The sequence below is a fragment of the Intrasporangium sp. genome (assembly GCF_039812505.1).
Taxonomy (GTDB): domain Bacteria; phylum Actinomycetota; class Actinomycetes; order Actinomycetales; family Dermatophilaceae; genus Intrasporangium_A.
This window is the reverse complement of record NZ_JBDIAQ010000029.1, coordinates 1-24714: the sequence shown is the minus strand read 5'-3', so window position 1 is coordinate 24714 and position 24714 is coordinate 1. Positions and strand designations below refer to the sequence as shown.

At 69.2% G+C, this 24714-nt stretch carries 22 protein-coding genes and 1 other RNA gene; 7 read left to right on the top strand and 16 right to left on the bottom strand.

Annotated elements, in window-relative coordinates; genetic code table 11:
- The first annotated feature begins 73 nt into the window (after nucleotides 1-73).
- The 4 genes from WMI84_RS06225 (at nucleotide 74) to ffs (ending at nucleotide 3618) form a co-directional block, all read left to right on the top strand.
- On the top strand, nucleotides 74-1390 hold the full coding sequence (locus WMI84_RS06225) for an extracellular solute-binding protein (protein ID WP_347351372.1): 1317 nt from the start codon (nucleotides 74-76) through the stop codon (nucleotides 1388-1390).
- A 111-nt stretch (nucleotides 1391-1501) separates the two neighbouring features.
- The gene (locus WMI84_RS06220; RefSeq protein ID WP_347351370.1) at nucleotides 1502-2407 is read left to right on the top strand and encodes a sugar ABC transporter permease; all 906 of its coding nucleotides are present in this window, start codon (nucleotides 1502-1504) and stop codon (nucleotides 2405-2407) included.
- Complete coding sequence (locus tag WMI84_RS06215) at nucleotides 2404-3321, top strand: carbohydrate ABC transporter permease (protein ID WP_347351369.1); 918 nt, start codon at nucleotides 2404-2406, stop codon at nucleotides 3319-3321. The genes WMI84_RS06220 and WMI84_RS06215 overlap by 4 nt, the downstream gene beginning before the upstream one ends.
- A gap of 200 nt (nucleotides 3322-3521) precedes the next feature.
- Nucleotides 3522-3618: signal recognition particle sRNA small type (gene ffs, locus WMI84_RS06210), an RNA gene on the top strand.
- Between the two features lie 60 nt (nucleotides 3619-3678).
- Here the strand turns inward: ffs and WMI84_RS06205 are convergent.
- Nucleotides 3679-4761: a LacI family DNA-binding transcriptional regulator gene (locus WMI84_RS06205; protein ID WP_347351368.1), complete on the bottom strand. Its 1083-nt coding sequence runs from the start codon at nucleotides 4759-4761 to the stop codon at nucleotides 3679-3681.
- Nucleotides 4762-4830: 69 nt separating this feature from the next.
- Here WMI84_RS06205 and WMI84_RS06200 point away from each other — a divergent pair, with 69 nt between their 5' ends.
- Nucleotides 4831-6054 (top strand): MFS transporter, encoded by a 1224-nt coding sequence (locus tag WMI84_RS06200; protein ID WP_347351366.1) that lies wholly within the window; start codon nucleotides 4831-4833, stop codon nucleotides 6052-6054.
- A 137-nt stretch (nucleotides 6055-6191) separates the two neighbouring features.
- Here WMI84_RS06200 and WMI84_RS06195 read toward each other — a convergent pair whose 3' ends face one another.
- The 12 genes from WMI84_RS06195 to WMI84_RS06140 form a co-directional block, all read right to left on the bottom strand.
- Nucleotides 6192-7508 carry a GNAT family N-acetyltransferase gene (locus WMI84_RS06195; protein WP_347351365.1) on the bottom strand — a complete coding sequence of 439 codons (1317 nt, stop codon included), beginning with the start codon at nucleotides 7506-7508 and terminating at the stop codon, nucleotides 6192-6194.
- A 12-nt stretch (nucleotides 7509-7520) separates the two neighbouring features.
- A complete protein-coding gene (locus WMI84_RS06190) occupies nucleotides 7521-8807 on the bottom strand; it encodes a transposase (RefSeq protein WP_347351363.1) in 1287 nt (428 codons plus the stop codon).
- A complete protein-coding gene (locus tag WMI84_RS06185) occupies nucleotides 8804-9115 on the bottom strand; it encodes a DUF6788 family protein (protein WP_347351361.1) in 312 nt (103 codons plus the stop codon). Before WMI84_RS06185 ends, WMI84_RS06190 begins: the two co-directional genes overlap by 4 nt.
- Nucleotides 9116-9708: 593 nt before the next feature.
- Nucleotides 9709-12786 (bottom strand): CHAT domain-containing protein, encoded by a 3078-nt coding sequence (locus WMI84_RS06180; RefSeq protein ID WP_347351359.1) that lies wholly within the window; start codon nucleotides 12784-12786, stop codon nucleotides 9709-9711.
- On the bottom strand, nucleotides 12783-13763 hold the full coding sequence (locus tag WMI84_RS06175) for a hypothetical protein (RefSeq protein ID WP_347351357.1): 981 nt from the start codon (nucleotides 13761-13763) through the stop codon (nucleotides 12783-12785). Before WMI84_RS06175 ends, WMI84_RS06180 begins: the two co-directional genes overlap by 4 nt.
- Nucleotides 13763-14623, bottom strand: coding sequence for a sigma-70 family RNA polymerase sigma factor (locus tag WMI84_RS06170; protein WP_347351355.1), 861 nt, complete (start codon nucleotides 14621-14623; stop codon nucleotides 13763-13765). The genes WMI84_RS06175 and WMI84_RS06170 overlap by 1 nt, the downstream gene beginning before the upstream one ends.
- Before the next feature lie 173 nt (nucleotides 14624-14796).
- Entirely contained in the window at nucleotides 14797-15285 is a 489-nt protein-coding gene (locus WMI84_RS06165) for a hypothetical protein (protein WP_347351354.1), read from the bottom strand.
- A complete protein-coding gene (locus tag WMI84_RS06160) occupies nucleotides 15282-15566 on the bottom strand; it encodes a hypothetical protein (protein ID WP_347351352.1) in 285 nt (94 codons plus the stop codon). The genes WMI84_RS06165 and WMI84_RS06160 overlap by 4 nt, the downstream gene beginning before the upstream one ends.
- A 112-nt stretch (nucleotides 15567-15678) precedes the next feature.
- Entirely contained in the window at nucleotides 15679-16371 is a 693-nt protein-coding gene (locus WMI84_RS06155) for a VWA domain-containing protein (protein ID WP_347351350.1), read from the bottom strand.
- 92 nt (nucleotides 16372-16463) lie between these two features.
- A complete protein-coding gene (locus WMI84_RS06150; protein ID WP_347351348.1) occupies nucleotides 16464-17747 on the bottom strand; it encodes an OmpA family protein in 1284 nt (427 codons plus the stop codon).
- Nucleotides 17748-17906: 159 nt separating this feature from the next.
- Nucleotides 17907-19385 (bottom strand): hypothetical protein, encoded by a 1479-nt coding sequence (locus tag WMI84_RS06145; protein WP_347351346.1) that lies wholly within the window; start codon nucleotides 19383-19385, stop codon nucleotides 17907-17909.
- Entirely contained in the window at nucleotides 19382-19669 is a 288-nt protein-coding gene (locus WMI84_RS06140; protein ID WP_347351345.1) for a hypothetical protein, read from the bottom strand. Before WMI84_RS06140 ends, WMI84_RS06145 begins: the two co-directional genes overlap by 4 nt.
- A gap of 547 nt (nucleotides 19670-20216) precedes the next feature.
- Here WMI84_RS06140 and WMI84_RS06135 point away from each other — a divergent pair.
- The gene (locus WMI84_RS06135; protein ID WP_347351343.1) at nucleotides 20217-21011 is read left to right on the top strand and encodes a transposase family protein; all 795 of its coding nucleotides are present in this window, start codon (nucleotides 20217-20219) and stop codon (nucleotides 21009-21011) included.
- Here the strand turns inward: WMI84_RS06135 and WMI84_RS06130 are convergent.
- The 3 genes from WMI84_RS06130 to WMI84_RS06120 all read right to left on the bottom strand — a co-directional run bounded on the left by WMI84_RS06130 (nucleotide 20894) and on the right by WMI84_RS06120 (nucleotide 23489).
- Nucleotides 20894-21358 (bottom strand): SRPBCC family protein, encoded by a 465-nt coding sequence (locus tag WMI84_RS06130; RefSeq protein WP_347351341.1) that lies wholly within the window; start codon nucleotides 21356-21358, stop codon nucleotides 20894-20896. The genes WMI84_RS06135 and WMI84_RS06130 overlap by 118 nt on opposite strands.
- Before the next feature lie 77 nt (nucleotides 21359-21435).
- Nucleotides 21436-22836 (bottom strand): hypothetical protein, encoded by a 1401-nt coding sequence (locus WMI84_RS06125; protein WP_347351340.1) that lies wholly within the window; start codon nucleotides 22834-22836, stop codon nucleotides 21436-21438.
- Nucleotides 22833-23489 (bottom strand): ATP-binding cassette domain-containing protein, encoded by a 657-nt coding sequence (locus WMI84_RS06120; RefSeq protein WP_347351338.1) that lies wholly within the window; start codon nucleotides 23487-23489, stop codon nucleotides 22833-22835. Before WMI84_RS06120 ends, WMI84_RS06125 begins: the two co-directional genes overlap by 4 nt.
- A 270-nt stretch (nucleotides 23490-23759) precedes the next feature.
- Here WMI84_RS06120 and WMI84_RS06115 point away from each other — a divergent pair, with 270 nt between their 5' ends.
- A complete protein-coding gene (locus WMI84_RS06115; RefSeq protein WP_347351336.1) occupies nucleotides 23760-24392 on the top strand; it encodes a hypothetical protein in 633 nt (210 codons plus the stop codon).
- Nucleotides 24393-24714 lie beyond the last annotated feature (322 nt).

The window sequence follows — 24714 nt, the reverse complement described above, 5'->3', positions numbered from 1 at the left end:
ACCACGGGTGGCTCACCCGTCGACCGATCCCGCCCGAGGGCGTGCCGGCGACGAACCGATGAAGGAGAGATACATGCGCAGCAGGACCGTTGCATCCGCAGCGACCGCTGGTCTCGTCGCCCTGGCCCTCGCGGCGTGCGGCGGCACCACCCAGACCGGTGACACCGGCAACGCCAACGCCCCGACGACCGCGCTCCAGACCAAGGCCGGGGGGGCCGGAGGCGACGTGGGTGTCTTCACCTGGTGGGCCGCAGGGTCCGAGAAGCAGGGCCTCGACGCCCTGATCAAGCTCTTCCAGGAGAAGTACCCGAACAACAAGTTCGTCAACCTCGCCGTCGCGGGCGGCGCGGGCTCGAACGCGAAGGCCAAGCTCGCCTCCGACCTGCAGAACAACCAGCCGCCGGACTCCTTCCAGGGCCACGCCGGCGCCGAGCTGATGGACTACATCGACAAGGGCCAGATCGAGCCGGTCAACGACGTCATCAACGCGCTCGGCGGCGACAAGGTCTTCCCGAAGGACCTGCTCGACCGGCTCACCGTCGACGGCAACATCTACTCGGTCCCGTCGAACATCCACCGGGCCAACGTCGTGTGGGCCAACGTCGCGGTCCTGAAGAAGGCCGGCATCAACGAGGTGCCCAAGGACATCAAGGGCTGGATCGCCGACATGGACAAGGTCAAGGCGTCCGGCGTCGACACCCCGCTGGCCGTCTCCGGCACCTGGACCCAGGTGCAGCTCTTCGAGACCGTCCTGATCGCCGACCTCGGCGCCGAGGCCTACTCGGGCCTGTTCGACGGCAAGACCGCCTGGGACTCCGACGGCGTCAAGCAGGCCGTCGCGGACTACAAGAAGCTGCTGAGCTACGCCAACACCGCCTCCGACGGTGACGACTGGCCGGTCGCGATCGACCTGGTGATCAGCGGCAAGGCCGCCTACAACGTCATGGGCGACTGGGCGCTGGCCCAGTTCAACGAGAAGGGCAAGAAGCAGGACCAGGACTGGACCTGGTTCCCGACCCCGGGCACCGACGGCGTCTTCGACTTCCTGGCCGACTCCTTCACGCTGCCCAAGGGCGCCAAGAACCCCGGCGGCGCCAAGGACTGGCTCATGCTCATCGGCTCGGCCGAGGGCCAGAAGGCCTTCAACCTCGCCAAGGGCTCGATCCCGGCCCGCACCGACATCCCGGCCAGTGACTTCCCGCCCTACCAGCAGGCGGCCATGAAGTCCTTCAAGGACGACACGATCGTCTCGTCGATCGCGCACGGCGCCGCCGTGTCGCTCGCCTGGAACGCGGACATCTCGACCGCGATCAGCAAGTTCTACGTCTCCAAGAACGAGACCCAGCTCGTGAGCGACCTCGTGGCCGCCCAGAAGAAGAACGCCGGCTGAGTTCCGCCCGGCCCCAACCGAACCGGAGGTATGCCGCTCGGCCCGCTCGCGAGGCACGCTGAGCGGCATACCTCCCCGGGGCGGGTGGCCACCACCCGCTAAGGAGAGCTCATGCGCAAGAGTCGCGACAAGCTCGTCGGCTTCCTGTTCGTCCTGCCGTCGATCATCCTGATCGGGGTCTTCGTCTACTGGTTCATCTTCCAGAACGTGTCGACCTCGTTCGACCGCGTGGAGACGCGGGCCACCAAACGCGTGGTGCACCCCGGCGGGGCTGCGAACTACTCGCAGCTGCTCGGGTCCGCCGACTACCAGCACGCCCTGTTCAACCTGCTCGTGCTGACCGTGGTCTTCGTGGCCGGCACGATGTTCTTCGGGCTGCTCTGGGCGATCCTGCTCGAGAAGGGCGTGACCGCCGAGGGGATCTTCCGCTCGATCTACCTGCTGCCCATGGCGATCTCGTTCATCGCGGCCGGCGTCGTCTGGCGCTGGCTGCTCGCTCCCGGCAAGGGCGACCAGGCCTCGGGCCTGAACCAGCTGCTCGCCATGCTCGGCCTGGAACGCTTCCAGTCGAGCTGGTGGCAGTCGCCGAACAGCCTGTCCATGGCGGCGATGGCGATCCCCGCGATCTGGCAGCTGTCCGGCTACGTGATGGCCCTGTTCCTCGCCGGCTTCCGCGGCATCAGCGACGACCAGCGCGAGGCGGCGCGGATCGACGGCGCCTCGGAGTGGAAGATCTACCGGCACGTGCTGTTCCCGCAGCTGTCCCCGATCGCACTGTCGGCGCTGATCATCGTCGGGCACATGTCGATGAAGATGTTCGACCTGATCTACGCGATCGCCGGGCAGAACTCCTACAAGGCCTCGGTGCCCTCGACGATGATGTGGACCCAGCTGTTCCAGCAGGGTGACGCGACCGCGGCGGCGGTCAACGCGACGATCCTGCTGGTGCTGGTCGCGCTGATCGTCATCCCGTACCTCTACTACACGAACAAGACCGAGAAGGAGGTGCGCGGATGACCGCCACGACCACCGAGTCGGCCCCGGTTGCCCGGCCCATCCCGACCCGGAAGGCCACCGGCCGCGCGCCGGGCACCGAGGGAACGGTGCTGGGGCGGACGCTGCGCTACGCGCTCCTGCTCGGCTTCCTGATCCTGATCCTGATCCCGCTCTACGTCCTGGTCGTGACCAGCCTGAAGACGAGCGGCGAGGTCAACGCCCGGCAGGCGTGGTCGCTGCCGTCGACCTGGTCCGTGCAGGGCTGGAAGGCGGCGTGGGCCACGCTCGCGCCCCCGCTGTGGCGCTCGGTCGTGCTGGCCGTGTCGGTCGCGGTGCTCTCGGCCATGCTCGGCTCGCTCAACGGGTTCGTCTTCGCCAAGTGGCGGTTCAAGGGCGCCACGCTGGTCTTCACGCTGTTCCTGTTCGGGATGTTCATCCCCTACCAGGCGATCCTGATCCCGTTGCAGGGCCTGCTGATCCAGGTGCAGTCCCAGCCCGGCATGTCCTGGTTCGACGGCATCTGGAAGCTGATCGTGGTGCACCTGATCTACGGCATCCCGATCTGTGCGCTGATCTTCCGCAACTACTACGCGACCGCGGTGCCGAACGAGATCCTAGAGGCGGCCAAGGTCGATGGGGCGGGCACGGCACGCACCTTCTGGTCGATCGCCCTGCCGATCTCGGTCCCGGCCTTCGTGGTCACCATGATCTGGCAGTTCACCTCGGCGTGGAACGACTTCCTGTTCGCCCTGTTCCTGACCAACCGCAACAACGGCCCGGTCACCTACGCGCTCAACGAGCTCGCCGGCGGCCAGAACCCGGACTACCCGTCGATCATGGCGGGCGTCCTGCTGGCGTCGCTGCCGACGCTGCTGGTCTACATCATCCTCGGCAAGTACTTCGTCGGCGGGCTGATGAGCGGCTCGGTGAAGTAGGCCGGTAGGGGCGGGCCTGCCCGCTCGCCTGCCACGACACGCCAACGGTTCGGCAACACACCGAGAACCTGCCATCTTCGACGGTTGCAACCGGCGAACTTGGCAGGTTCTCGGTCTGTTGCAAGGGTTGGGCGGTTCTGGTCGGCCAGGCCGGGAGCGGGGCAACTCGCGGGGGCCGGGGCGGGCGGCATACACTGGCGCCCGGCACCCCGCGTGGTGGTACCTCTCCGAACTCCCCCAGGGCGGGAACGCAGCAAGGGTAGGAGAGCTCTTCCAGGTGCGCGGGGTGTCACGCGCTCACTTCGGCCGTATGCCGCTCAGTACGTCCGCGTCGAGCGGCTCCCGGTCGAGCGGGTACTACCTCCCGGCCGGCGGCCACGGCGCGGTCGTCGTGCCCTCGCGCAGCTCGACCGGCTCGGTGCGGCTGCGCGGCCGGGTCCCGTCCAGGGCCTGCTTGACCAGCGTGCCGAGCAGGCGGCCCTTGTCGTGGCCGTGCTGGTCCATCGTCGTCAGCCGGTGCGCCAGCCAGGGCAGCCGCACCCCGTCGAAGCCGGTGACGCTGAGCTCCTCCGGTACCTGCAGGCCGAGCTCCTCGGCCGCGAGCACGACGCCGGCGGCGATGACGTCGGACTGCGCCACTATCGCAGTGGGCCGCTCCGACCGGGGCCGGTCGAGCAGGGCCCGGCCCGCCGCCCGGCCCTCCTCGAACCCCGGCCCGTCGCCGGTCTGGACCACCTCGGCTGCCGGGCCGAAGACGTCGCGAAACCCCCGGAGGCGGGCGAAGGCGGCCACGTACCGGGCCGACCGCGGCACCGCGCGCGGGGCCGGGCCCGCCGGTGAACCGGGGGTCAGCTGCATCGCGACGTGGGCGACCCGCCGGTGCCCGAGGTCGTGCACGTACCGGGCGATGGTCGCACCTGCGGCCCGTTCGTCGACCCGTACCTGCGTGACGCGCCGGTCGACCGGGGCGCTGGTGCCGACCATCGGGACCCGGCGTGCCGCGAGGTAGTCGACGGCGGGTGAGCGGTCGAGCCCGCACAGCGCGAACACGACCGCGTCGAGGGCCAGTCCACCCAGCTGGCGCAGCAGCGCGTCCGGGTCGTCCGGGGACTGGCCGACGAGGAGCAGGCCGGTCGGGATGGTGTCGAGCACCTCGGCGAGGCCGTCGAGGACCGACACGGCGAACGGGTCCTGGAAGGCGTGCCGGACCCGGCCCTCGACCACGACGCCGACGACGCCCGAGCGACCCTGCCGCAGCGAGGAGGCCAGCGGGTTGGGACCGAGGTAGCCGAGCTCGGCGGCAGCCGCCCGTACCCGCTCGGCGGTCTCGGTGGCGACCGGTCCCTTGCCGCTGAAGACCAGCGAGGCCGTCGACAGGGACACGTGGGCGCGCTCGGCGACGTCCCGTAGGGTGCTGCTGGCTTGACGCTGGGGGGGCATGTGGACGATGATATCGAAACGATTCGACCCGAAACGATTCGACCGTCCAGGAGGAACAAGGGGATGCTGATGACCGACGCGCTGCCGACGCCGAGGGTCCATGCGGCTCGGTCGGCGGTGTTCGCGGCGTTCGCGGTCACGGGCATCGCGTTCGCCGCGTTCGCCTCGCGCGTGCCCGACATCAAGCACACGCTCGGGCTGTCCCCCGGCGAGCTGGGCGTGACCCTGCTGGCCCTGTCGGCCGGGTCGGTGCTGGGCCTGCCGATGTCCGGCTGGTTCACCGACCGGTTCGGGGCGGCGCGCACCGTGGTCGGCGCGGGTGTCGTCCAGGCAGCCGGGCTGGTCGGCGCGGGCGTCGCAGTGACGGTGTTCGCCAGCCGTCCGGTGCTGATGGTGACGCTGCTCGTCACCGGCCTCGGCGTCGGCATCTTCGACGTCGGGATGAACTTCGAGGGGGCCTCCGTGGAGCGGCTCCTCGGGCGCTCGGTCATGCCGCACTTCCACGCGATGTTCAGCGCCGGCACGGTCGCCTCCGCCCTGGTCGGGGCGCTCCTGTCGGGACTGCACGTGCCGGTCGTGGCCCATCTCGCGGCGGCCGCGTTGCTCCTGCTCGGCGCCGCCCCGTTGTTGCTGCGCCACTTCCTGCCCTCCCCCGATCGAGAGAGCACCATTCCCGATCGAGAGGGCACCAATCCCGATCGAGAGAGCACTGATCCGGTCGCGAAGGGTGTCGGCGCGGCATGGCTCGAGCCGCGGACCCTGCTGATCGGCGTGGTCATGCTGGCGGCCGCCTTCACCGAGGGCACCGCCAACGACTGGGTCGCGGTCGCATTCTCGGAGGGCTACGACCTGCCGCGTTGGGCCGGGGTGCTCGGCTTCGCCGTCTTCCTCACCTTCATGACGCTCGGGCGGATCGTCGGGACCCGCCTGCTCGACCTGCACGGCCGCGTCCCGGTGCTGCGGGTCCTGTTCGTCTCGGCCGTCGTCGGGTGCGTCCTGGTCGTCTTCGGTGGCCCGGTGCTCGCGTTCGTGGGTGCGGCGATCTGGGGGGTCGGGGCCAGCCTCGGCTTCCCGGTCGGGATGAGCGCCGCGGCCGACGACCCGCGCCGTGCCGCCGCCCGGCTGAGCGTCGTCTCGACGATCGGCTACGCGGCCTTCCTGGGCGGCCCGCCGTTGCTCGGCTTCCTGGGCGACCACGTCGGAGTGCTGCACTCGCTGCTCGTGGTCGGCGCCATGGCGGTGATCGCCCTGCTCGCGATCCCCGCGGTGCGCGAGCCGGCCCCGGCACGGTGACTCCTGGTACGAGCAGCACCGCCGACCCGATCGGGTAGCACGAAAGACGAACACCTCGAGTAGCTGCAGACATCGACGGCTGCAACCGTCGAACTTGGCTGTTGCTCGGTGAGTCGCATGAGGCCGCGGAGGCCCAGTCAGAAGTACTCGGTCATGAAGGGTGTGCACGCGAAGATCGCGTCGAGGCACGCGTCGTCATCGAGGCCACCACCCGCGGCGAGGCCGGCCTGGCGTAGCCGCGACATCGACCAGCCACACCACAGCGCCGCCAGGCCCCGTGGCCCCATCTCGACGGCACCCCGAGCGGCCGACCACTCGGTGGCACCTCGACCGGCCGACCACTCTGCGGCACCTCGACCGGCCGACCACTCGGCGGCAACCGGCTCGTCGGCAACCGGCTCGTCGGCAGCCGGCGCGTCGGCAGCCGGCCCCTCGGCAACGTCGCTCTCGATGCGGGTGGCGGTTCCCGAGCCGTCGGAGACGTCCAGGCGCCAGGTGCCGGAGTTGGCGGGCAGGTCCGGGTCGTGCAGCCGCACCTGCACCGAAGCGGTCAGGTGCGGCGCGAAGCCCCGACCGGCCACCGCCTTCACGAGGTCGACGACCCGCAGCATCCAGGTCTGCTGCCGCACCTCGTGCCGGGCCTCCGCTCCGGCGAGCAGGGCGACGGGGTCCCGCGGGTCCAGGTAGGCCCGGACCGTCGGTGCGGTAGAGGACCCGGACGCGACGACCCCCCACAGCGCGGCCGCCGCCGGCGCGCTGTCGCCGACGAGGTCGGTGACGGTCAACGTGGAGTCCGCAAGCGAGTAGGCGACGAATCCCTTTGGCCCGCCGTCCTGCCCGTCGAGCACGTAGTGGATTGCCTGCTCGTCGGCCAGCTGCTCGCGCCACTGCGGCACGCTCGGCAGTCGGGGCCCGCAGAGCCGGTGCCGGACCTGGTCCGCGCGCATTACGGAGTGGACCAGCTCGGCGTCCGCGACGACGGCCGGTCGGGGACGCAGCCGACCACCGAGGGCGCGCAGGGCGCGCAGGTCGTGGGCGGCATACGTGTAGCGCGGTCGTACGCCACCGAACTCGTAGCCCACCCCGCGGTAGAGCGCCGGTGCCGTGGCGAAGAGACAGGTGACGGCGTCCCCCAGTCCGGCCATGCGCTCGAGCAGGCCGCGCATGAGCACGGACGCCGCCCCACGACCGCGCGCGGCCGGGTCCACGTACACGCCGGCGACCCCACCCATCGCCAGATGCCTTCCGCCCCAAGCCTGTTCGAACGGGCGCGCCCGTCCGGCACCCAGCACCGTGTCGGACTCGTCGACTACCGCGAGCCAGCGCCCGCTGATGACCTCGGCGGCGACGGCGCGCCACCAGGCCTCGCTGCCGGGATCGAGCGGGCCGAACGACCGGCGCCGGATCGTCAGGACGGCGGGGATGTCGTCCTCGGTCTCAGTGGAGTTTCGCACTCCCCGGTTCGGCTATGCGGCGTAGGCGAGCGTGTCGAGGATGGCTTCGGTGATTTTCGTGTTGTCGGGCTCGGAGCGCGACATGGCTGTAATTCGTTGTGACCACAGGGCTTTGCGGAGCGCGGCGAGGGCGTCGAGGAAGCTGGGTGTGGCCTTGTGCCGGTACCAGGGTCGTGGGGTCCAGGTCCGGCCGTCGGGGTGGGCACACAGGTACCAGCACCAGGTGGCGGCGTGCAGCCAGAGCGAGAGCGCGGCGGCGCGTTCGGGTCCGCGGCGTTTCCATGACTGCGGGTTCTGGGCGCCGAGGTCTTGCTTGGTGTCGCGGAAGCACACCTCGATTGCCCAGCGCGCGGCGTAGCGGGTGATGATGGACGCGGCGGCGGCGTGCAGGTCGGTGGTGAAGAAGTAGTCATCGGGCTGCTTGCCGTCGGGGTCGCGCACGATGACCAGCCGGACCAGGCTGGTCTTGTTGACGGCGTACCAGAGCACGTCGGTGACGTGGACCAGTGTGGTGACGGTGGCGCCGCGCACGTCGACCTGCTCGCCGGTGAAGACTCGAGCGGGTAGCGTCTTGGACAGTTGTGCCGGGGTGGGCAGTCGATCGCCCTTGGTGCGGGGCCGGCCGCGTTTACCGGTGCGTGGTGGCGCGGCCTGGTACAGGGCGGCGTCGCGGCGCATCCGGCAGGTGAGCTGGACACCGGAGGGCAGGTCGCGGGCCAGGGTGGCGTAGGCGCCGTCGGCGCACAGGTGCAGCTCGCGGTTGGGCAGCCAGCCGGCGATCTGACGGAGCATCGCCTCGGCATGCCCGATCGTGGTGGTGGTGTCCTTCTTGCGGTGTACCCGGGCGTTGACCGGGACCGCGATCGGGCACCCGCCCCAGGGTGGGCGCACCTGCAAGGTGATCACGACCAGGTTGAGCCCGCGCTCGTACACCACTCGTTTGGCGGTGGATCGGACCGCGTCGCGGAAGGTCCCGGCGCCCTCGACGTGGCGGCCCTCGTGGTGGAACAGCGTGTCGTCACAGGCCAGCTCGTCCACTCCGGTGGGAACGAGACGGCCGACCAGGTGGACGGTCAGCACCTGCCAGAGCCAGCTCATCGACCAGGCCCCGTCCCGGACGAACCGGTGGTACGCGTCGTGCGCGCGCCGTCCGGCCGGGTCCGCGCCGGTGATCATCGCGATGATGGTGCGCCGCCCGGGCGCGCACACCCAGCCGGTCAGCAGGTCGGTGAAGATCGCGAAGCTCGGCGCGGTGAAGCCCGCGCGGGTCAGGCCGAGCAACGCCAGGAAGCCGGTCACCTGGCCCGGCGCCGGTCGGCGCGTGCGTCCGCGACCTGCGCGGCCAGCGCGGCCAGCCCGGTGCTGGCCGCGCTCTCCAGCTCGGCCTTGGCGCTCCGGTAGCGCTCCAACGCCGCAGCGACCGCGGCGACGTCGGACTCGGCGAGCATGATCACCCGGGTCCGGCCGCGTTCGGAGTAGCTGAGCGCCGGCGCTTCGTGCCGCTGCGCTCCGTCGGCGCAGTGGCAGCCCGGCTTGCCGCAGCGGCGCCGCAGCGTGACCAGCGAGCCGCGCAGCATGCGCGGGACCCGGGTCTTCTTCGACGTCATCGGAGTCATCATCCCACCACCCATCTGTTTGTGTATTCACAAACAGACTGGTCCACGTGACGGCATACTCGCGGGACCCGTCGGGGCGTGTCGTCCCGGATCGCGGCCCAGCGGTCAGGAAGCGCTCAACTCGCAGCAGTCACGAGCCCCAAAGTGCGAAACTCCACTCTCACTAACTTGTCCAAATCCTCAAGGCTCCCCCTGGCTCAGCGGCCCGAGCGACTGTCCAGCGCCACGGACACGCTCGAGCGGGGACAAGACGCCGAGACATGGACACGCCCAGTGACAAGTTCCTGGAAAGTGACAAGTTGCGCCGGGACCTACAACCTGTAGGTTCCCGCGCTTCCTGGTGCCGCCTACCTCGTGGACATTGCCCACGGCGTCGGGCCAATCCGTTGCAGGCGCCCCCGAGGTAGGCGACACCGGGGAGGTGAGGGACTTCCTTCTGGATCCGTTGGCGGTACGTGTGGCCGCGCCAACGCGAAGCGCATGCCACCCTTTCATACGGGTGCGGGTGCTCCGGGCTGCCTCGCGCACCGAGACGACATCAGTGCGCCGTGGTGCCGGTACGGGTACGACGTCCAGTGTCGTGGTCAGGGGGCGTTTCCGTAGACGGTGAGCGCGGCCCAGGTCTGTGGGGTTGCACGGTGTGTGGGGTGCTCGCGCAGCCAGGTGCGTTTGGCGTGGTGCAGCGCGATGTCGGGGGGGTCGCCGGCGGCGATTCGGGGCCAGTACTGGGTCATGATCTGCCCGGTGACGCGGTCGGGGATGTCGGCGATCGTTCCGACGATGACGGATGCGCCGGCGATGAGCAGCGCCATGGGGAAGCCTTCCTGCTCGACGTCGTGGTGGGCGTTGAGTGTGGTGTTGCACGAGGTCAGGACGCAGTGCCGTGGGGCTCGGGCTGCGAGGACCTCGAGTGCCCGGATCTGTGTGCCGTCGGGCATGAGCTTGGTTTGGTTCCACCCGTCGCCGTCGCCGTCGCTTCCGTGCACGCCCATCGCGAGCAGTGCCGCGGTTCCTTGGCACATCTGCTCGATCAGGTCTGTCGCGCTGGTCGAAGGGAGGGTCAGTGTGTGGGCGGCCCGGATCGCGTTGTCCTCGTCTTTGGTGCCGGGCAGGCGCTTAGTGTCGAACACGGTGATCCATGGTGCGGCCGTGTCATGGCCGATTTCCAGCAGGCTTCGTTCGCGCAGGCTGGTGGCTGTGGCCACGGATCCGACGACGGTGATGGCGGCTCGGTCGACGAGTTGGACGCCGGCGGTCTCGTCGAGCACCAGGGCGTCGAAGGGCACCTCGAGCAGCCCGGTGGGTACGACGGTGAGGCGGACCGGGTTCTCTGGCGAGCCGTTTTCGAGCAGGAAGTCTCGTAAGACCTCGGGGATCAGCGACTCGGACAGGTAGTAGGCGGTTCGGAATGAGCGGGGTGCCTTCAGGTCCTCGGAGGTGACGTCGAGGTCGGCCCTTCCGCATTCGTGTGTGATGGTGCCTCCGTGGTGCGCGAGTGTGACAACCCAGTAGAGCGTGGTGTCATCGCTGTTGAGGAACCCCCCGTGGGTCGGCAGCAGTTGCAGGATTGCTGCGGCTTGGCCCGTTGTGGCCTCAGAACGCTGGGCCAACAGGCTCTTTGAGGTTGCGGTGTCGAGGCTGGTCGCGTCGGCGAGGACCGCCAAAGGGCCAAGGATCTGGTTCGCGCGTTCGCGGGCCGCTTGCTGGTTGGCGTTCTGTTCGGTGGCAGTTCGGGCGACCCATCGGCGGACCTCCTCTGGGGGGACTTCGTCGGGGGCGGCGGGGATGACGGTGTTGGCGAGCTGGGTTTTCTCGGCGGCGTCGCGGATCATGGCCGAGACGGCTGGGTCACGGCTGAGGCTGACCAGGACCGAGCCGACCCGGTCGCGCCGGACCAGTTCCATCACGCGCTCGGCCGCCGCCGGGTCGTCCATCTGAATCGCGAGGTCAGCGACCTGGCGCAGCAGGGGGCTGTACTTGCGTCCCAGGTCTCGTCGTTCCCGCGTCGAGGTGACGGTCACCAGTTGTATCGACAGGCAGCGCACCGCTTGGAGGAGACGCTCGAGGGTGACATTCGTGTTCCGCCCGAGGGTTCGGCCGGCCTCGGCCGCGGCGATCCAGCACTCAGCCGCGAGCACCGCATCCTGCAGCCGGCCCTCGACTTCCAGGTCTCCTGCTGCGGCGAGGGCAGCTGGCTCCAGCTCCTGCGGTGCGGACTGGGCTGCGCCGTTCTTGCGCAACCACTTGACCCGCCCTCCGCGTAGGCGTGGGCCGTGGACGTGATGATCGGCCGCGATCATCTCCTCGAGGCGGTGAAGGACGGTCGTGTCCCCGGGCGCGCTGACCTCGATGGCGTCAAGGACCGCGTTCCGCCTGCTTCCGCCGGATTTTGCGGTCCGGCTCACGTCGATCATCGTGGCGATGATGTCGCTCGGTGGGGGGCGTCTGTCAGCGGGCAGATCCGCGAGAAGCCTTGCTCGGTCGATTTTGATCCCGTCGAAGCCGTTGGCGCCCCAGTCGCCGAATGCTGCCTCGGCGACTGCCAGGGAGCGCCACGCGGCGTCCCATTCGGCCGGGCTTGTCTTGCTTAGTCCGAGACGGTAGACCGCGAGCGCTTCACCGAGTGCGCAGTTGCCGATCGCGCCGGTCCATGCTCTGTCTCCGGTCGCGTGCAGATGCGCGATCACGTTCTCCGCGGTGGGCTCGATGTCGGTGGACACGTTGGCAGCGACGGTGTTGATGACCCACTCTAAACGCTCGCGGCTCAGCCGACGATACGTCTCCCAGTCCTTCAACGACTCAGCATTGTGGATCTCAGTTTGCCGGATGAGCTTTAGTGCATCGAGTTGCTCCTCCCCGGTCAGCAGATCATGGATAGCTTTCATGTCGTTGACGGCCCGCATCGCGCCCGCCCGGTCGCCACGCAGACGGCAACCGGCTGCAATGGACTGAAGGGCCGCGAGAGCCGCTCGGGGCTTGACGGCGGAGAGCTCCGGCAGGAACTGTTCGCGCACCGTGGATCCGTAGGTGAGGTTCTCGAAGTCACCGGCGCTTGATGCGGCTTGGCGTAGTCGCCGGGCGGCCGCGCTGAGCACTCCGAGTCGCCAAGTACGCGCCGCGCCCATGAGGTCTGGCGAGGCCAGCGCCTCGCCAAGGTCGAACGTCGTTGAGTCGAGAACATCAAGGGCCGCATCGACCGTGAAACGAAGCCGGGCCACTGCTTGCGTTGCGCGCGCTGCACGGTACTCGGCTACGCCGGCCACGAGGCCCGCCCAGACAGCCAAGTCGGGATCACCTAGCTGGCGGGCCACATCACCCACGTGCTCTGCATCCGCGATGGCCCTGCTTGTCTCGTCGATGTCGCCTCTGCGCGGGTCCGGGAAGGTCCAGCGGTGCAGGCGCCCGACCGCGCGTCGGATCGTGAGGGCCTGCTCACCTGCGGGGTCGATACCGGCGAGGTGGGCTGCTGCTCTGCGGGTGGTGGCCCGGGTGGGGCGCCCGGGTGGCAGTCCCTCGGCGACCGTGGTGGTGAACTGCGGTCTCTCGAGCAATACGCTGTTTGCGAGGCACACTCGGGTCAGCGCCCAGCTCGCTGCTCCATCCGGTGAGGCGATCGCCCCATCGACGTACCCGTCCCAGGACTGCTGTTGTTCACGCGTCATCGTTTTGACCTCGAGGGCTGCGCGGTGAGGGTGATCTCGAGCACTCCCTGGTTGGTGGTGTCGCGCAGCCCGGGGAGGTGGTCCGCTGGCAGCAGCCGGCAGCCGATGAGCGTGCGAGTGTGTTGGGTGTCGTGGGTCGGCTCGGGGGCAAGAGGGATCGACCAGTTCGTCTGGTCGACGCGGACCGTGGCAGTCACTGCACCGAGCGGCCGCTTCGGGCCGTGGGGCAGCTCGATGCTGACGGTCAGCCAGTAGTCGGGGTCGTTGCGGGTCAGGCTGATGAAGGCCAGGGGCCACGGTTCGATGGGGCCGCGTCGGCGCCGGCCCATGAGGTACTCGAACGTGGCCTCATCATCGAGGGGCAGTTCGCGCAGCACCGTCTCGCGCGTCTGTGTGCGCGGTCCGCTCGCGAGTGGCGCGGCGGGCAGGTCGCGGTGGACGAGTGTGCTGCGGTGGATGAGCACGGTGGTGATCTCGGCAACGAGCTGTTCGGCCTCCTGGGCGATCTCGTCGGTGCCGGGGTCGCTGATCGCGGTACGCCAGTAGTTGATCAGCGCGTCGGCCTCGATGGCATCGATGGTGACGGTTACGTTCGCGGGTTGCCCACCGGCCACGGCGCGTTGCACCGCATGAGCCGCGGTGCCGCCGATGAATTGCAGCAGCGTCCTGGACCCGGGTGTGAGTTGCGCGGTCAAGAGGTTACGTCTGGCCGCCATCTGCGTCATGAGGGTAGGCCAGGCGTCCTCGTCGAGACCGTCGAATCCGATGAACAACGGCTCGTGGGTGTCCATCTTCGCGGCGGTGGCCGAGTCGAGTACCCGAACCGTGAGGCGGTCGGCGTCAGGCTCGTATCGGATGCCGATGTGCGGGGAGGCAGCCCACAGTTGCCGGGCCAAGGCCCGCTCGAGGTTGGTGGGCTGCCGGTCCAGGTGCGCAGGCGCCAGTGAGACAGGGCGTGCGGATTCGTGGCGTGCCATCAGGCGTCGTCTTCTTCCAGGTTCGTGGTTTGCGGGTGGTCAGAGATCAGGAGGTTCCGGTGGAACACGTTGTTGAGCTTGCGGTTGGCTGATGCGATGTGGCGGGTGGCCTCGGCGAGGTCCATGTCGTCGTGCACCCGTTGGAAGACATCCCATCGCCTGAAACAGCACAGGAACGCACGGCACGCGGCGACTTCTTCAGGTGTCAACCCCAAGCGCTCCGGGATTCGGTGGCGCGCTTGGCGGACCGCCCCCGCGGTCTTGCCTAACGCGCGGGCAATCTCCGCCAGCTCGATGTGCGGGTCATCGAGGAAGCACACGAGGAGCGACCGCTGCAGCTCGTTCAGCGAACCGGGCTGGGCGAGCGCCGCCGCGATCTGTCCGATGGCACTGGTGGTGTCCGCCGCATCTTCCGGGCTACCCAGGCTGCTCCCCGCCCGCCGATCCACGGCGCGCAGGAGTTGCTCGTCATCGGCGGGACTCTCTGGCCTGGCTTCTTGAGCTTTCCGTTTATCTCTCGCCTTGTTCCTGACCACTTGGAGGAAGTACCTACGAAAGGGTCCTCTCTGCGGGTCATAGGCCGCAGCCCGGATGACGCTCATCCAGGCCTCCTGAACGATGTCCTGAGCAAGGTAGCGATCCCGGATGATGCCTCGGGCTACCGCTTCAGCGGTTGCTCGGATGTTCTGCTCCTCAACCTCCACCAGGCGGTTGAAGGCCGAGTCGGTGTCCTCGTGGGCGCGGTCGGCCGCGTAGGCCTGCGCGGCGGCGGCGGCGGCGTCGTCGTCGTCGTCGTCGTCGTAGGAGGGTGCGTCACGGGGCGTGGGCCCGCCGATGGGGTCAGGCGATGGCTGTGTCATGCGGTTGAACCCTCCCAATATGGCGCTCGAAGAGTGTGTGCACTTAGTAACTACGGCGTTCATGGCCGAACCGTGACAGCGTCCGGGATCTGGCGGTGTGGGCCTGGTCACATTCACCGCCACGGTTGGGCACGGGTCGGGGCGTGGGGTTCGTTCGACGATGGCAGACGTGCTCATCGAGTCCTGCCGAAGGCGATGCGGGCGAGGGCGGTGGTCAGGGCTATGTAGAGCACGGCCTTGACGGGTTCGTTGAGGAATGCTTCGACTTGGTCTGGGATCGCCGAGACGATGCCGAGGGCGATGGCGCCTGGTAGGCCGTCGAGGCTGTGCTGCAGCCAGATGTACTGGGTGGCGAACGACAGGATGGGCCATGCGAGGGCGAGGGCGAGAGCGAGACGAGCGGTCGTGCGCCGGTGGGTCGTGGCTTGCCACCGGTCGGTTCCGCCGTCACGGCGCACGACGACGGCGTCGGTGGCGTCGATCGTCGCTGTGACGGTGCCCCAGCCCGCGTCGGCGTCAATCTGCAGTCGCCGCCCGTGGCGGGTGATGACGAGGGCCTGCGTGCCGGCGCGTAGACCGTCGCCGGTCAGTTGGTCGGTGAAGGAGGTCGGCACGGTGCGGGTCAGTTTGACCCAGTCGCCCGGTTCGGCGGGCCTGCTCATCTCCACCGCAGCTTCAGCTTGACCGGGTCGGGTAGGTGAGCCTCTGGGGGACGGTGCTCGCCGGGGTTGAGCTTGTCAATCCGGTTCGCGTCGGCGTCGGCGTTGGCCTTGTTGCGCAGCGTGTCATTGACACGGTCCTGGCTGTCAGACAGGTCCTGGACCTGCTGGTCGCGCCGTTGCTGGTCGATCTCGCTGGCGGTGTGGGGCTCTAGCGCCTGGGTAACGCTCACTGCCAGGGCGATGATCGCGGCGGCGGTGGCGAGGGTGGTCTTGGTGGACATGGCTGCGGTTTCTGTCCTTCAGGGTGAGTGCGGGCGGCGGACGCCGATGCCTTGTTGTACGGGCGGTCCGGGTGGCGTGTGACGCGGGCCCGCGCGCGGATACTGATCGTCGTCAGCGCACGAGTTGGAGGGTTTGGCCGGTGGCGTGCGCCGCAGCGGCGGCGAATGCCAGTGCGATGCTGTCCGGGTTGCTGGAGTCGGCGGTCACGACTTGCTCGTAGCTGAAGGCCGATTCCCAGGCGGGAGAAGTGCCGAGGCCGTTGGGCAGGACGAGGGTCATGGTGGCTATGCCCAGGTGGTTGGTGAGGGAGGCGATCGGGTGGGGATCGGCGTCGGTGACGAGGGTGTCTGTGACTGCGATGAGGCTTCGGACGCGCGCCGTCGTCGATGGCCCAGTAGAGGAGGCGACGGCTTGGAGATGGTCGAGGGCTTGCTGCAGTGCCGGCTGGATGCGGGTGCCGTCGGTGGGCTTGGGGAAGGTGTTGACGTGTGCGCCGCCGGTGATGCCCCTGATGGGGGTGGTGGGCAGCAGGGTGGCGGCGGCGCCGTCGAAGCTGATGATGGTGACTGTGTCGGCGGGCCGTAGGTTTCGGGTCGTCCAGGTGAGTGCGTCGTGTAGGGCGCGTTCGCGGATGGCCCGGTAGGCCTGGAAGCTGCCCGAGGTGTCCAGGAGCACGACCAGGTCGACGGGGGCCGGGCCGCGGGCCCCGGTTAGGTGCACCTGGGTGATGCTGGTTGGTGTGCTGCTCTGGTGCCAGCGCCATCCCGCGAGGGCTAGAACGGCCAGCAGGCTCAGCGCGAGCACGGCGGCAGTGCGCGTGCGGTGGGTGTTGCGGCTGTCCAGCAGCGCGGGGCTGTGCAGGCCTTTCGGCCCGGGACGTAGGGGCTCGGGGCTGGTTACCGGCATGTTGTGGCGCCGGTGACGGTGAGATCGGCGCGCCGTTCGAGAGCGGCCATCCCGGGGATCTGCAGACCGGTCTTGGGGTCGATGTCCTCATGCAGTGGGTGGTGATCGCCCACGCCGTGCGTGCTGACACGGTCGGCGGGGATTCCGGCGCCGGCCGTCAAGGCGGCGGCGACGGCGGCGGCGCGCCGCTTGGACAGGTCGACGAGCTGGGCGTCGGTGTAGGCATTGGAGCTGGCGGTGTGGCCGGTGACGACAGCACGAGCGGCAGGCGACGACTTGAGCGCCCTGATCGGCCCGGCCAGGGCTTCGCGCGCCTCGGGACGTAGCACGGCCGAGTCGCCGGCGAACAGCAGCCCGCCTGGTACGGCGTAGGCGCATCCGCCTGCGGTGCTCCGGGCTTTAGCGGAGGGGAAGGGGATCGGCGCGTCCGCTGGGAGTTTGGCGCTGCGGCGGATGCCGTTGGCGACCGGCGGGTCGAGCCTGATGTTCTCTTCGCACCCTGATGCTCGCCACGCCTTGCACAGGGCGATGCTGTAGTCGCGAAGCCACACCCGGTTGGCCTCAAGGAGATGGTCATGGGTGTTCGCGACGCCGTATAAGTGCCAGGCGATTCCATGCAGGTTCAGCGGCGCGGTCGCGGCGGTAGCGTGCGCGGCGACGTCTGGTTCTTCCTGAAGGAGGGTCGGGTTGTTGAGGCTGGCCTGACCCGTGTTGGCGATCATGTCAGTGAGCAGCCACAGGCTAGAGGTGGTGCCAGGGGGCGGGTTCGCGACCAGTTCCGCGACCGCGGCCAGCGGGGTGTAGAGGTCAGTCCCAGTGGCTGTGGGAGAGGCCTGGGACAGGAGCAACTGCTTGACGCAGGCCGGCATGAACGCGGCGGTTCTGGCGACCGAGGGCCGGTCGCGTTCACCTGGCTGCGACAGCGGGACCCGCTTGGCGATGATGCGGGCATTGGTGTTCGCGCCGTCCACGGCCAGGACGGTGATGAGCCCGCCTTTGGTGCTGGCTGTGGTGATCGCGTCGGCCAGGGCGCTGGGGATCTGTTCGCCTACCCGCGACGCCGTCTGGTCGTCGATGATGATGAGCTCCTCGGTCGGGTCGGGGTAGGAGCCGTCGAAGATGGCCCTGCATCCGGCGGCCTGCTCGCTGGTCAGGGTTCTTGTGGGCGGGGAGGGTGTCGCTGAGCTGGGGGTCGAGCAGCCGGCTAGCCCCAGCGCGAGTATCGACGCCGCTGCTCGCGCTACGCGGGCGTTGGGTCCTTTGGTGGTGAGCATGGTGGGGTTTGCTCCTCTTTGGTGATGGAAGTGGTTGAGCCGTAGAGGGTCTTGGTGTGTCCACTGGTTACGCCGGTGGTGGGTGGATACGTGACACTCCAACGGGGAGCGAGCGCGGCCCCCGGACCGGCTGGAGGTGGGCTCCTTGCTGGACACGCCTCAGGCTGCCTGAGACGCACCCGGTTCGTCGTCGGTGTCGATGTCGGGTTGAGTGTCGGTCGTGGGCGTCGGGCCGGTGCTGTTGAGGGGGAGCGCCGTTTCGGCGTCAGGCTGCTCAGTGCCGTCACCGCTGGCCGGTACGTGCGCGGACGTGGGGTCGTCCTGCTCGTGCTCGGGTGCGGCGGGCCGAGCACCCGTGCGGGCGGCGGCCCACGTGGCGATCAGCTCGCCGGTGCGTGGCGGCGGGGTACTCGCGTTCGAGCGGTTGATGAGGTCGACGAGCGTCGCTGACGCTGCTGGCAGGCCGGGCAGGTGCTCCGAGATGGGTCCGCCGGTCATCGGTGCAGGGGGCGTGTCTCCTGTCGCCGGGGCCGATGGGTCGCCGGATGGGATATGCGTGGTCAGCTGGCCGGTGGCCACGTCCGCGTGCAGGTACTCCCAGTCGGTGCTCCAGCCGATCTGCATGAGCACGTCGTTGATGTGCAGTACCACGGTGCGCATCCTTTGGTAGCTCGACCAGGCTGCCTTGTTGAGCTTCTGCTCCCGTCGGATCGTCGTCTGCTCGGACCTCTTGAGTCGTCGGGACAGCTTGTGGACGGTCCGCTGATGCTGAATCAACGGCACCGCGGCGACGGTCTCGAGCGTGAGAAGGATCCAGGGGAGGCAGATGACCACGAGAACGAGTGCCTGCGCGACCGGGTCGTCGCTGTGATCGGCGTCGAAGGCGCTGCCGGCAGACACGAACCGGGCCACCGCCAGCGGCCTCAGTACCCAGCCGGTGATGATCACCATGATCGCGATGGTGGCCGAGGCGATCAGTACACGACGGTATGCGCGAAGCTGTCGGGCGCCGCGTTCCAGTTCCTCATGCTCCTTGTCGGCGGCGGTCATCGGGAAAGTAAAGAGCACGGACGCCAACACGCGCCCGCCGTAGTGTGCGCAGATGATCAGGACCGTACTGACCGCCGCGGCCGCGGCGAGCGGCACGAGGGCCCGGGGGTCGGTCACCTGCCAGATCGGCAGCGAGGCGGGCACGTCGAGGCGTTCGCGGAGAACAGCAAGGACGAACATCGGATCCTGGGCGACCATGACCGCGGCGACCGCGACGAGCAGGATCTGTGAGATCCGCAGCGCCAGGTAGCCGAAGCGCGTCGACCGCAGCTCAGCATCCCTGACCTCGGCCAGCTGCGCGACGGTGACCGGGTCGTCCAGGTACGCCTTGGCGTGGGCGACGTGCTCGTCCCGGACGCGTGAGTCGCGCTCGTGGGCCTCGACAACACGCCGCAGCCGCCGCAGCCAGCGCCGGACTGCTTTCTCTGCAGTGACCCGCGACCGAATGCTCAGAATGTGCAGGGGTGACGCTGACGTCGGCGCCGGCGCAGGACCGACTTGGCGGGTGAGGTCCTTTTCGAGCTTCGTGGCGAGGGTGTTGAAGGCGCGGCCGTCGGAGAGGAGTCGCATCTTCTTCAGCCGGATCATGCCGCCACCGCCATGCCTGCTCCGCCGGGCGGGGTGTAGCCAGGCTGGGAGGATAGATGAAAACCTTTGTGGCAGGCCTCCTCGAGACACTGGTAGACGCGAACCTCACGACGGCGGGTGGCGAGACCGTCGATTTCGGCGCGGGAGCGGGCGAACGCTGCCAGCTTGAGCGCCTGCTTGGCGGTGTTGCGGTCCCGGAATCGGACCTTGCCGGTGACCGGGCAGACAGCCAGAGAACGGCGGCTATGCCTGGGCCGACGTCGTGGCCAGGATGAGGTGGACATCTCGACTCCTTGGAGAGGGGGGCGTGGACAGTACTACGAGGCAGGACCCTCGGGGCGTGACGCGGTGGGACCATGAGTACTTCGGGCATCGCGGCGAGTCGTGGCCCCCATTCTGAATGGTCGGGTGACCCAAAGCGACGCTGTCCGGGTGTTGTGCGCGCACCTCGGAGATCGAGCCTCCGCGCCCCTGGCGGTGTGTGCATCGGATGTGCTCGTGGCTATGTGTAATGATCCCTGTTACGGACCAACCCTCCTGGGAGCGATTGACGGGCATGCCGCCTGACGATCCGATGAACCTCGAAGCAATCCCTGTGATCCGGCTACCGGAGTTGGTCACTCGGATTCGTCGTGCTAGTGCCGCCAGTCGCCGTGCCGCGGCTCAGTCAGCTCAAACGCGTGAATTTCTAGCGGCAGGTTTCCGGGTCATTGAGGGTTATTCAGGCGAACTAATCTGAAACCGTTGCGGTGCGCCTCCAAGAGCGACGGCCCGTTTCGCAGGAGAATTGAGTTGTTAGGGACTCAAACTCAAAAAAACGGACCGTCGAGCATGTATCATACCACCGGTCTCACCAAGGAGCAGATCGTTGACGTGTGTGCGATGATCCATCGCGATACGGACAGCGCGCAGAAATGCTGGCCGCCGATTCTGGGCCTGTACAAGTCGGTGGTCATCACCTTGACCTATCTGCGCCGAAACCGGGTCCAGGTGGAACTGGGCGAGACCTACGACGTGTCCCAGCCCACCGTCAGCCGCGCCATCGGCGCGATCACCCCGTTGCTGGTGCAGGTCCTGCACGGCGAGGTGCCCACCGCCGAGGACCTGGACCCGCGCACCCAGTACCTCGTGGACGGGACCCTGCTGCCCTGCTGGCCCTGGCGCGAGCACCCGGAGCTGTACTCCGGCAAGCACCACACCACCGGGATGAACGTCCAGGTCGTCGCCACCCTGGGCGGGCAGCTGGCCTGGATCTCCGACCCCATCGACGGGCGCCGGCACGACACCCACTGCCTGCGCGACTCCGGGGCCCTGGACACCCTCGACCCGGCAGACTGGGTCGGAGACAAAGGATACGTCGGGAACGGCATGATCACACCGATCAAGAAACCCGCCCACCGTGACCTCCTGGGCTGGGAAAAGGAATTCAACACAGCCATCAACAGGATCCGTTACGTCATCGAGCGGACCATCGCCAACTTCAAGGCGGACGTGCAGCCTGCCGGTCGTCACCCCTCGTCCTCGACGAGCCCGGCGAGCCGGTCGAGGGAGGCCATCAGCTTGTCCGAGGTGGTCGCCCGGGCCCGTTCGAAGCGGGACTCGTCGGTCAGCCGCGACCAGTCGTAGGTGTGCGTGACGAGGGTGCGTCGCGGGTCGAGGGGCTGCAGCTCCCAGCGCCACAGGTGGCCCGGCGGCTCCTTGCCCGGCTCGGCGGGTCGCCAGGCGAGCAGGCGCTGCTCCTCGAACTCGACGACGTGGTTGGCGCGGGTGCGTCCGCCCCGGTTGTGCATCGTGAAGACGTCGCCGACGCGCCGGACGCGCTGCCCGGCCGCCGCGTTGTCGAGGTTGTCGTTGGCGTCGAAGCGAGGCTGCTGGGCGGGGTCGGCGATGATCTCGAAGATCTCGCCCGCCGGAGCGGCGATCTCGCGCTGCGCTGACACGACGCGGGGTTCTTCGGTGTTCTCGGGAGGCATGCCGTCATCGAACCACGCGCGCCGCACGACGGGGTATGCCGCCGGGCCGGGCCGTGCGCGCGGAGTGCCGGACCGGCTCAGACCCGGTGCTCCTGTGCGAGACGCTCGGACTTGGACAGGCCCCAGGCCACGATCGCGGCGGTGAGCAGCACGCCCCAGACCAGGCTGCCGGAGGACTTGTGCGTGAGCACCGTGGCGAGGGTCCCCACGACGAGCACGGCGAGCACGGGAAGCAGGTACCAGGCGATGAGCATCGCCGGCGCCGTGCCGCTGGCGCTGAACGTCGACTTCGGCGGCGACCCGCGGAACGCCGCCAGCAGGTGGCCGCCCGCGAGCAGGGCCACCAGGACCAACACCAGCACCGCCGCCTGCACCGAGACCGACCCGACGGCCACGCCCGCCACGGCGAGCGCGCCGCCGAGCACGACGAGGGTGAACAGGCTCGGCAGGACCAGGTGGGCGAGGGTCTCGGCGCGGAGGCTGGTGCCGAGCAGGTTGGGCGTGCCGATGTTGTCGGCCTGCATCCGCAGCCCCTCGGCCCAGCCGCCGTACCCGAAGTAGGCCGGCACCAGCCCGATGGTCACGCCGACCGCGGGGACCGCCGGGTGGGTCAGCGCCCAGGCCAGCACGACCGCCCCGAGGACGCTGAGTCCCAGCCCGGCCCAGAACACCGAGGGCAGCCGGCGCATCCCGAGCAGGTCGCGTCGGACGAACACCACGAAGGGTCCGCCGGCCCGCAGCCGCGCCGACCGGGCCCGGCGGACCGGGCGGGCCAGCTGGAGCCGGGCGGTGCGCAGGTTGCCGGCGATGACCGAACCGCCGATCGTCGAGCTGTTGGCCGCGTGCTGGCGCAGCACCTCGACGTGCAGCGCGCGCAGGGCGGTGCGACCACGGAACAGGGTCGCCGGCCCGCGGCCCGCGCCCGGCCAGCACCGGACCTGACCCCACAGCCACAGCGCGGCAGCCAGCCACCCGAGGACGCCACCGCCGATCGCGACGAGCCCGGCGGCATACCACCCGACGAGCCCGCCGTAGGCGATGCCCGCACCGAGCGTCACCCCCGCGAGCAGGCCGAGGAAGGCGCACAGTCCCACCGCGAGCCGCCACCAGCGCCCGACCGTGACGGCCCGGTCGACCGGGGTGGTCACGACATGGTCGATCCACGGCAGCGGCGGCACGACGGGCCCGCGGCGGGTGCCGGCGGCATACATCGCCCACAGCACGGCGACGACGGCGCCGAACACGACCAGCGCGGTGAGCGGGGAGGCGAGCTGCTGGCGCAGCGCGGCCGGGTCGGCGGTCTTGACGACGGCCTGCACGACCGGGAAGCCGTAGGCCAGCGCCGCGAGGAACGTGACATAGCCCGCGTACCAGGCCTGCCGGCGGCCCTTGCGGCCGGCATCGCCGCCGATGACCCAGTCGGCCTGCCCGACGAGCTCGCGGTCGTCGATCTCCCACGTCGCGGCGGCCTGGCTCATCGGGCGGGTTTGACGTCGACGACACGGTGGGCGAGGGCCTCGGTCATGGCCGGGTCGTGGCAGGCCAGCACGACGGTCGCGCCCTCCTTGGCGCGCTCGCGGATGAGCTCGGTGACCACCTCGCGCTTGGTGGTGTCGAGGCGCTGCTCGGGCTCGTCGAGCAGCAGCACGGTGCTCGGCCGGGCGAAGGTGAGCGCGAGCCGGAAGAGCTGCTCCTGCCCGGAGCTGAGCTCGTGCGGGAAGCGGTCTTCGAGGTGGTCGATGCCGAGGCGGGCCATCAGGGCGAGGCCTCGCTCGTCGGCGGTGTTCGGGTCGCCGCCCCAGCTCGAGTCGACCAGGACGAGGTGGTCGATCAGGGTGAGGTCGCGGTAGGTCGTCGGCGTGCCGATCAGCGCGGCGACCGCGGCGCGCACGTCGGGGTTGCGCTCGTCGGCCTCGACCCCGCCGATCGTCGCGGTGCCCGTGGTCGGGGCGAGCAGCCCGCCGATGATGCGCAGCAGGGTCGTCTTGCCGGAGCCGTTGGGGCCGCGTAGCACGACGCACTTGCGCGGGTCGGCGTTGACGGTCGTGGGCAGCAGCAGCGTGGTCGTGTCGATCGTCTTGCCGACCGCCTTGGCGCGCACCTTGCCGCCCAGCTGCGTGATCGTGCTCATCTGGCCTCCGCTCGGGTTCCTCGCGATGCCACCGTATGCCGCTCAGGCCAGCTCCCGCGTGTCGTGACCACACCGGGTGGTCGGCATCTCGTGGGTTCGAGGACCCGGCGGTGCTCCATGGCCAGGGTGACGGAACGGCCTCGTCCGTTGCCTGGCGCCATCAGGACGCGCTCTACAGGCCTTGCACACGTGTGCGGCACTGCTGCCCGCTGCAGGCGGACGCTGGCACGGCAGCGCAAGGGGCGCCGCATCCTCGGAAAGGGGAAGCAGATGGACACCAGCATCCAACGGTCGGTTCACTCGATGCCCGGCCGTCACCGTTCCACGTCCAGCCGCTCGAACCTGAGAAGGGGCATCGTCGCCACAACCGCGGCGGTCGTCTTCCTCGGTGGCGGCGTGGTCACCGGCGTCGCGATCGCAGACGGACCCAGCACCACGACCGTGAGCACCGGTTACGCCGCTCCAACTGGTACCAAAGCGAAGATCACCACGGCACAACTGACCCCGGAACAGTCGCGTCAGCTCAAGGAGGTCATGGCCGACCCGCAGCGCGCCGCTTACGTCCAAGACGTCCTGGGCAAGTCCTTCGGATCCGCCGGGGCTGCCGACCCCACCGCCAAGCAGAACGCGACCAAGGAGTCCACAGGCAGCGTCGAGAACGTCGTCGCGTACGGCTTCGATCGAGACCACCTGTGGATGACGGCGTCCTATTGGGACATCGCCTCTGGCGCCATCGACAGCGGGGTCTGGTACTGCAGGGCACGGCTGGGCAGACTCGGATGGCTCTGCTCTTGGGCCGGTAACCTGCTCAAGCGCTGGGGCTCTGGCTGGGGCTGGGCCGGAAACCACGGCGTCTGGGCCGCTGCCTACACGTGGGGCCGTGTCGATGGGGGTCGCTGGTAGGGCCCGTCAAGATGGGGGATGCCGCGGCGGCGGGATCCCCCACCCTTTCCCCACCAGGCAAGGAGGAGTAGGAGCCAAGGAGCCAGAAGTCCTGTGCATTCTGACTGCTCAGCGTGCGACGGGGCTCGCTCGCAATAGGCTGCGTCTGTGGTCGCAGTCAGCGTGGGGTTGGGTTCGTGCCAGTGACGGAACCCCTCGATGAGGACCGTGACTGGCGCCCGGGCGATGTGATCCGGGACTCGGAACTTGAGTTTCGCAGTTTCAGGGCTTCTGTGCCGTTGGTGGGCCTGTGACTGACGATGCGGCTGTTGAAGGCGGGCCC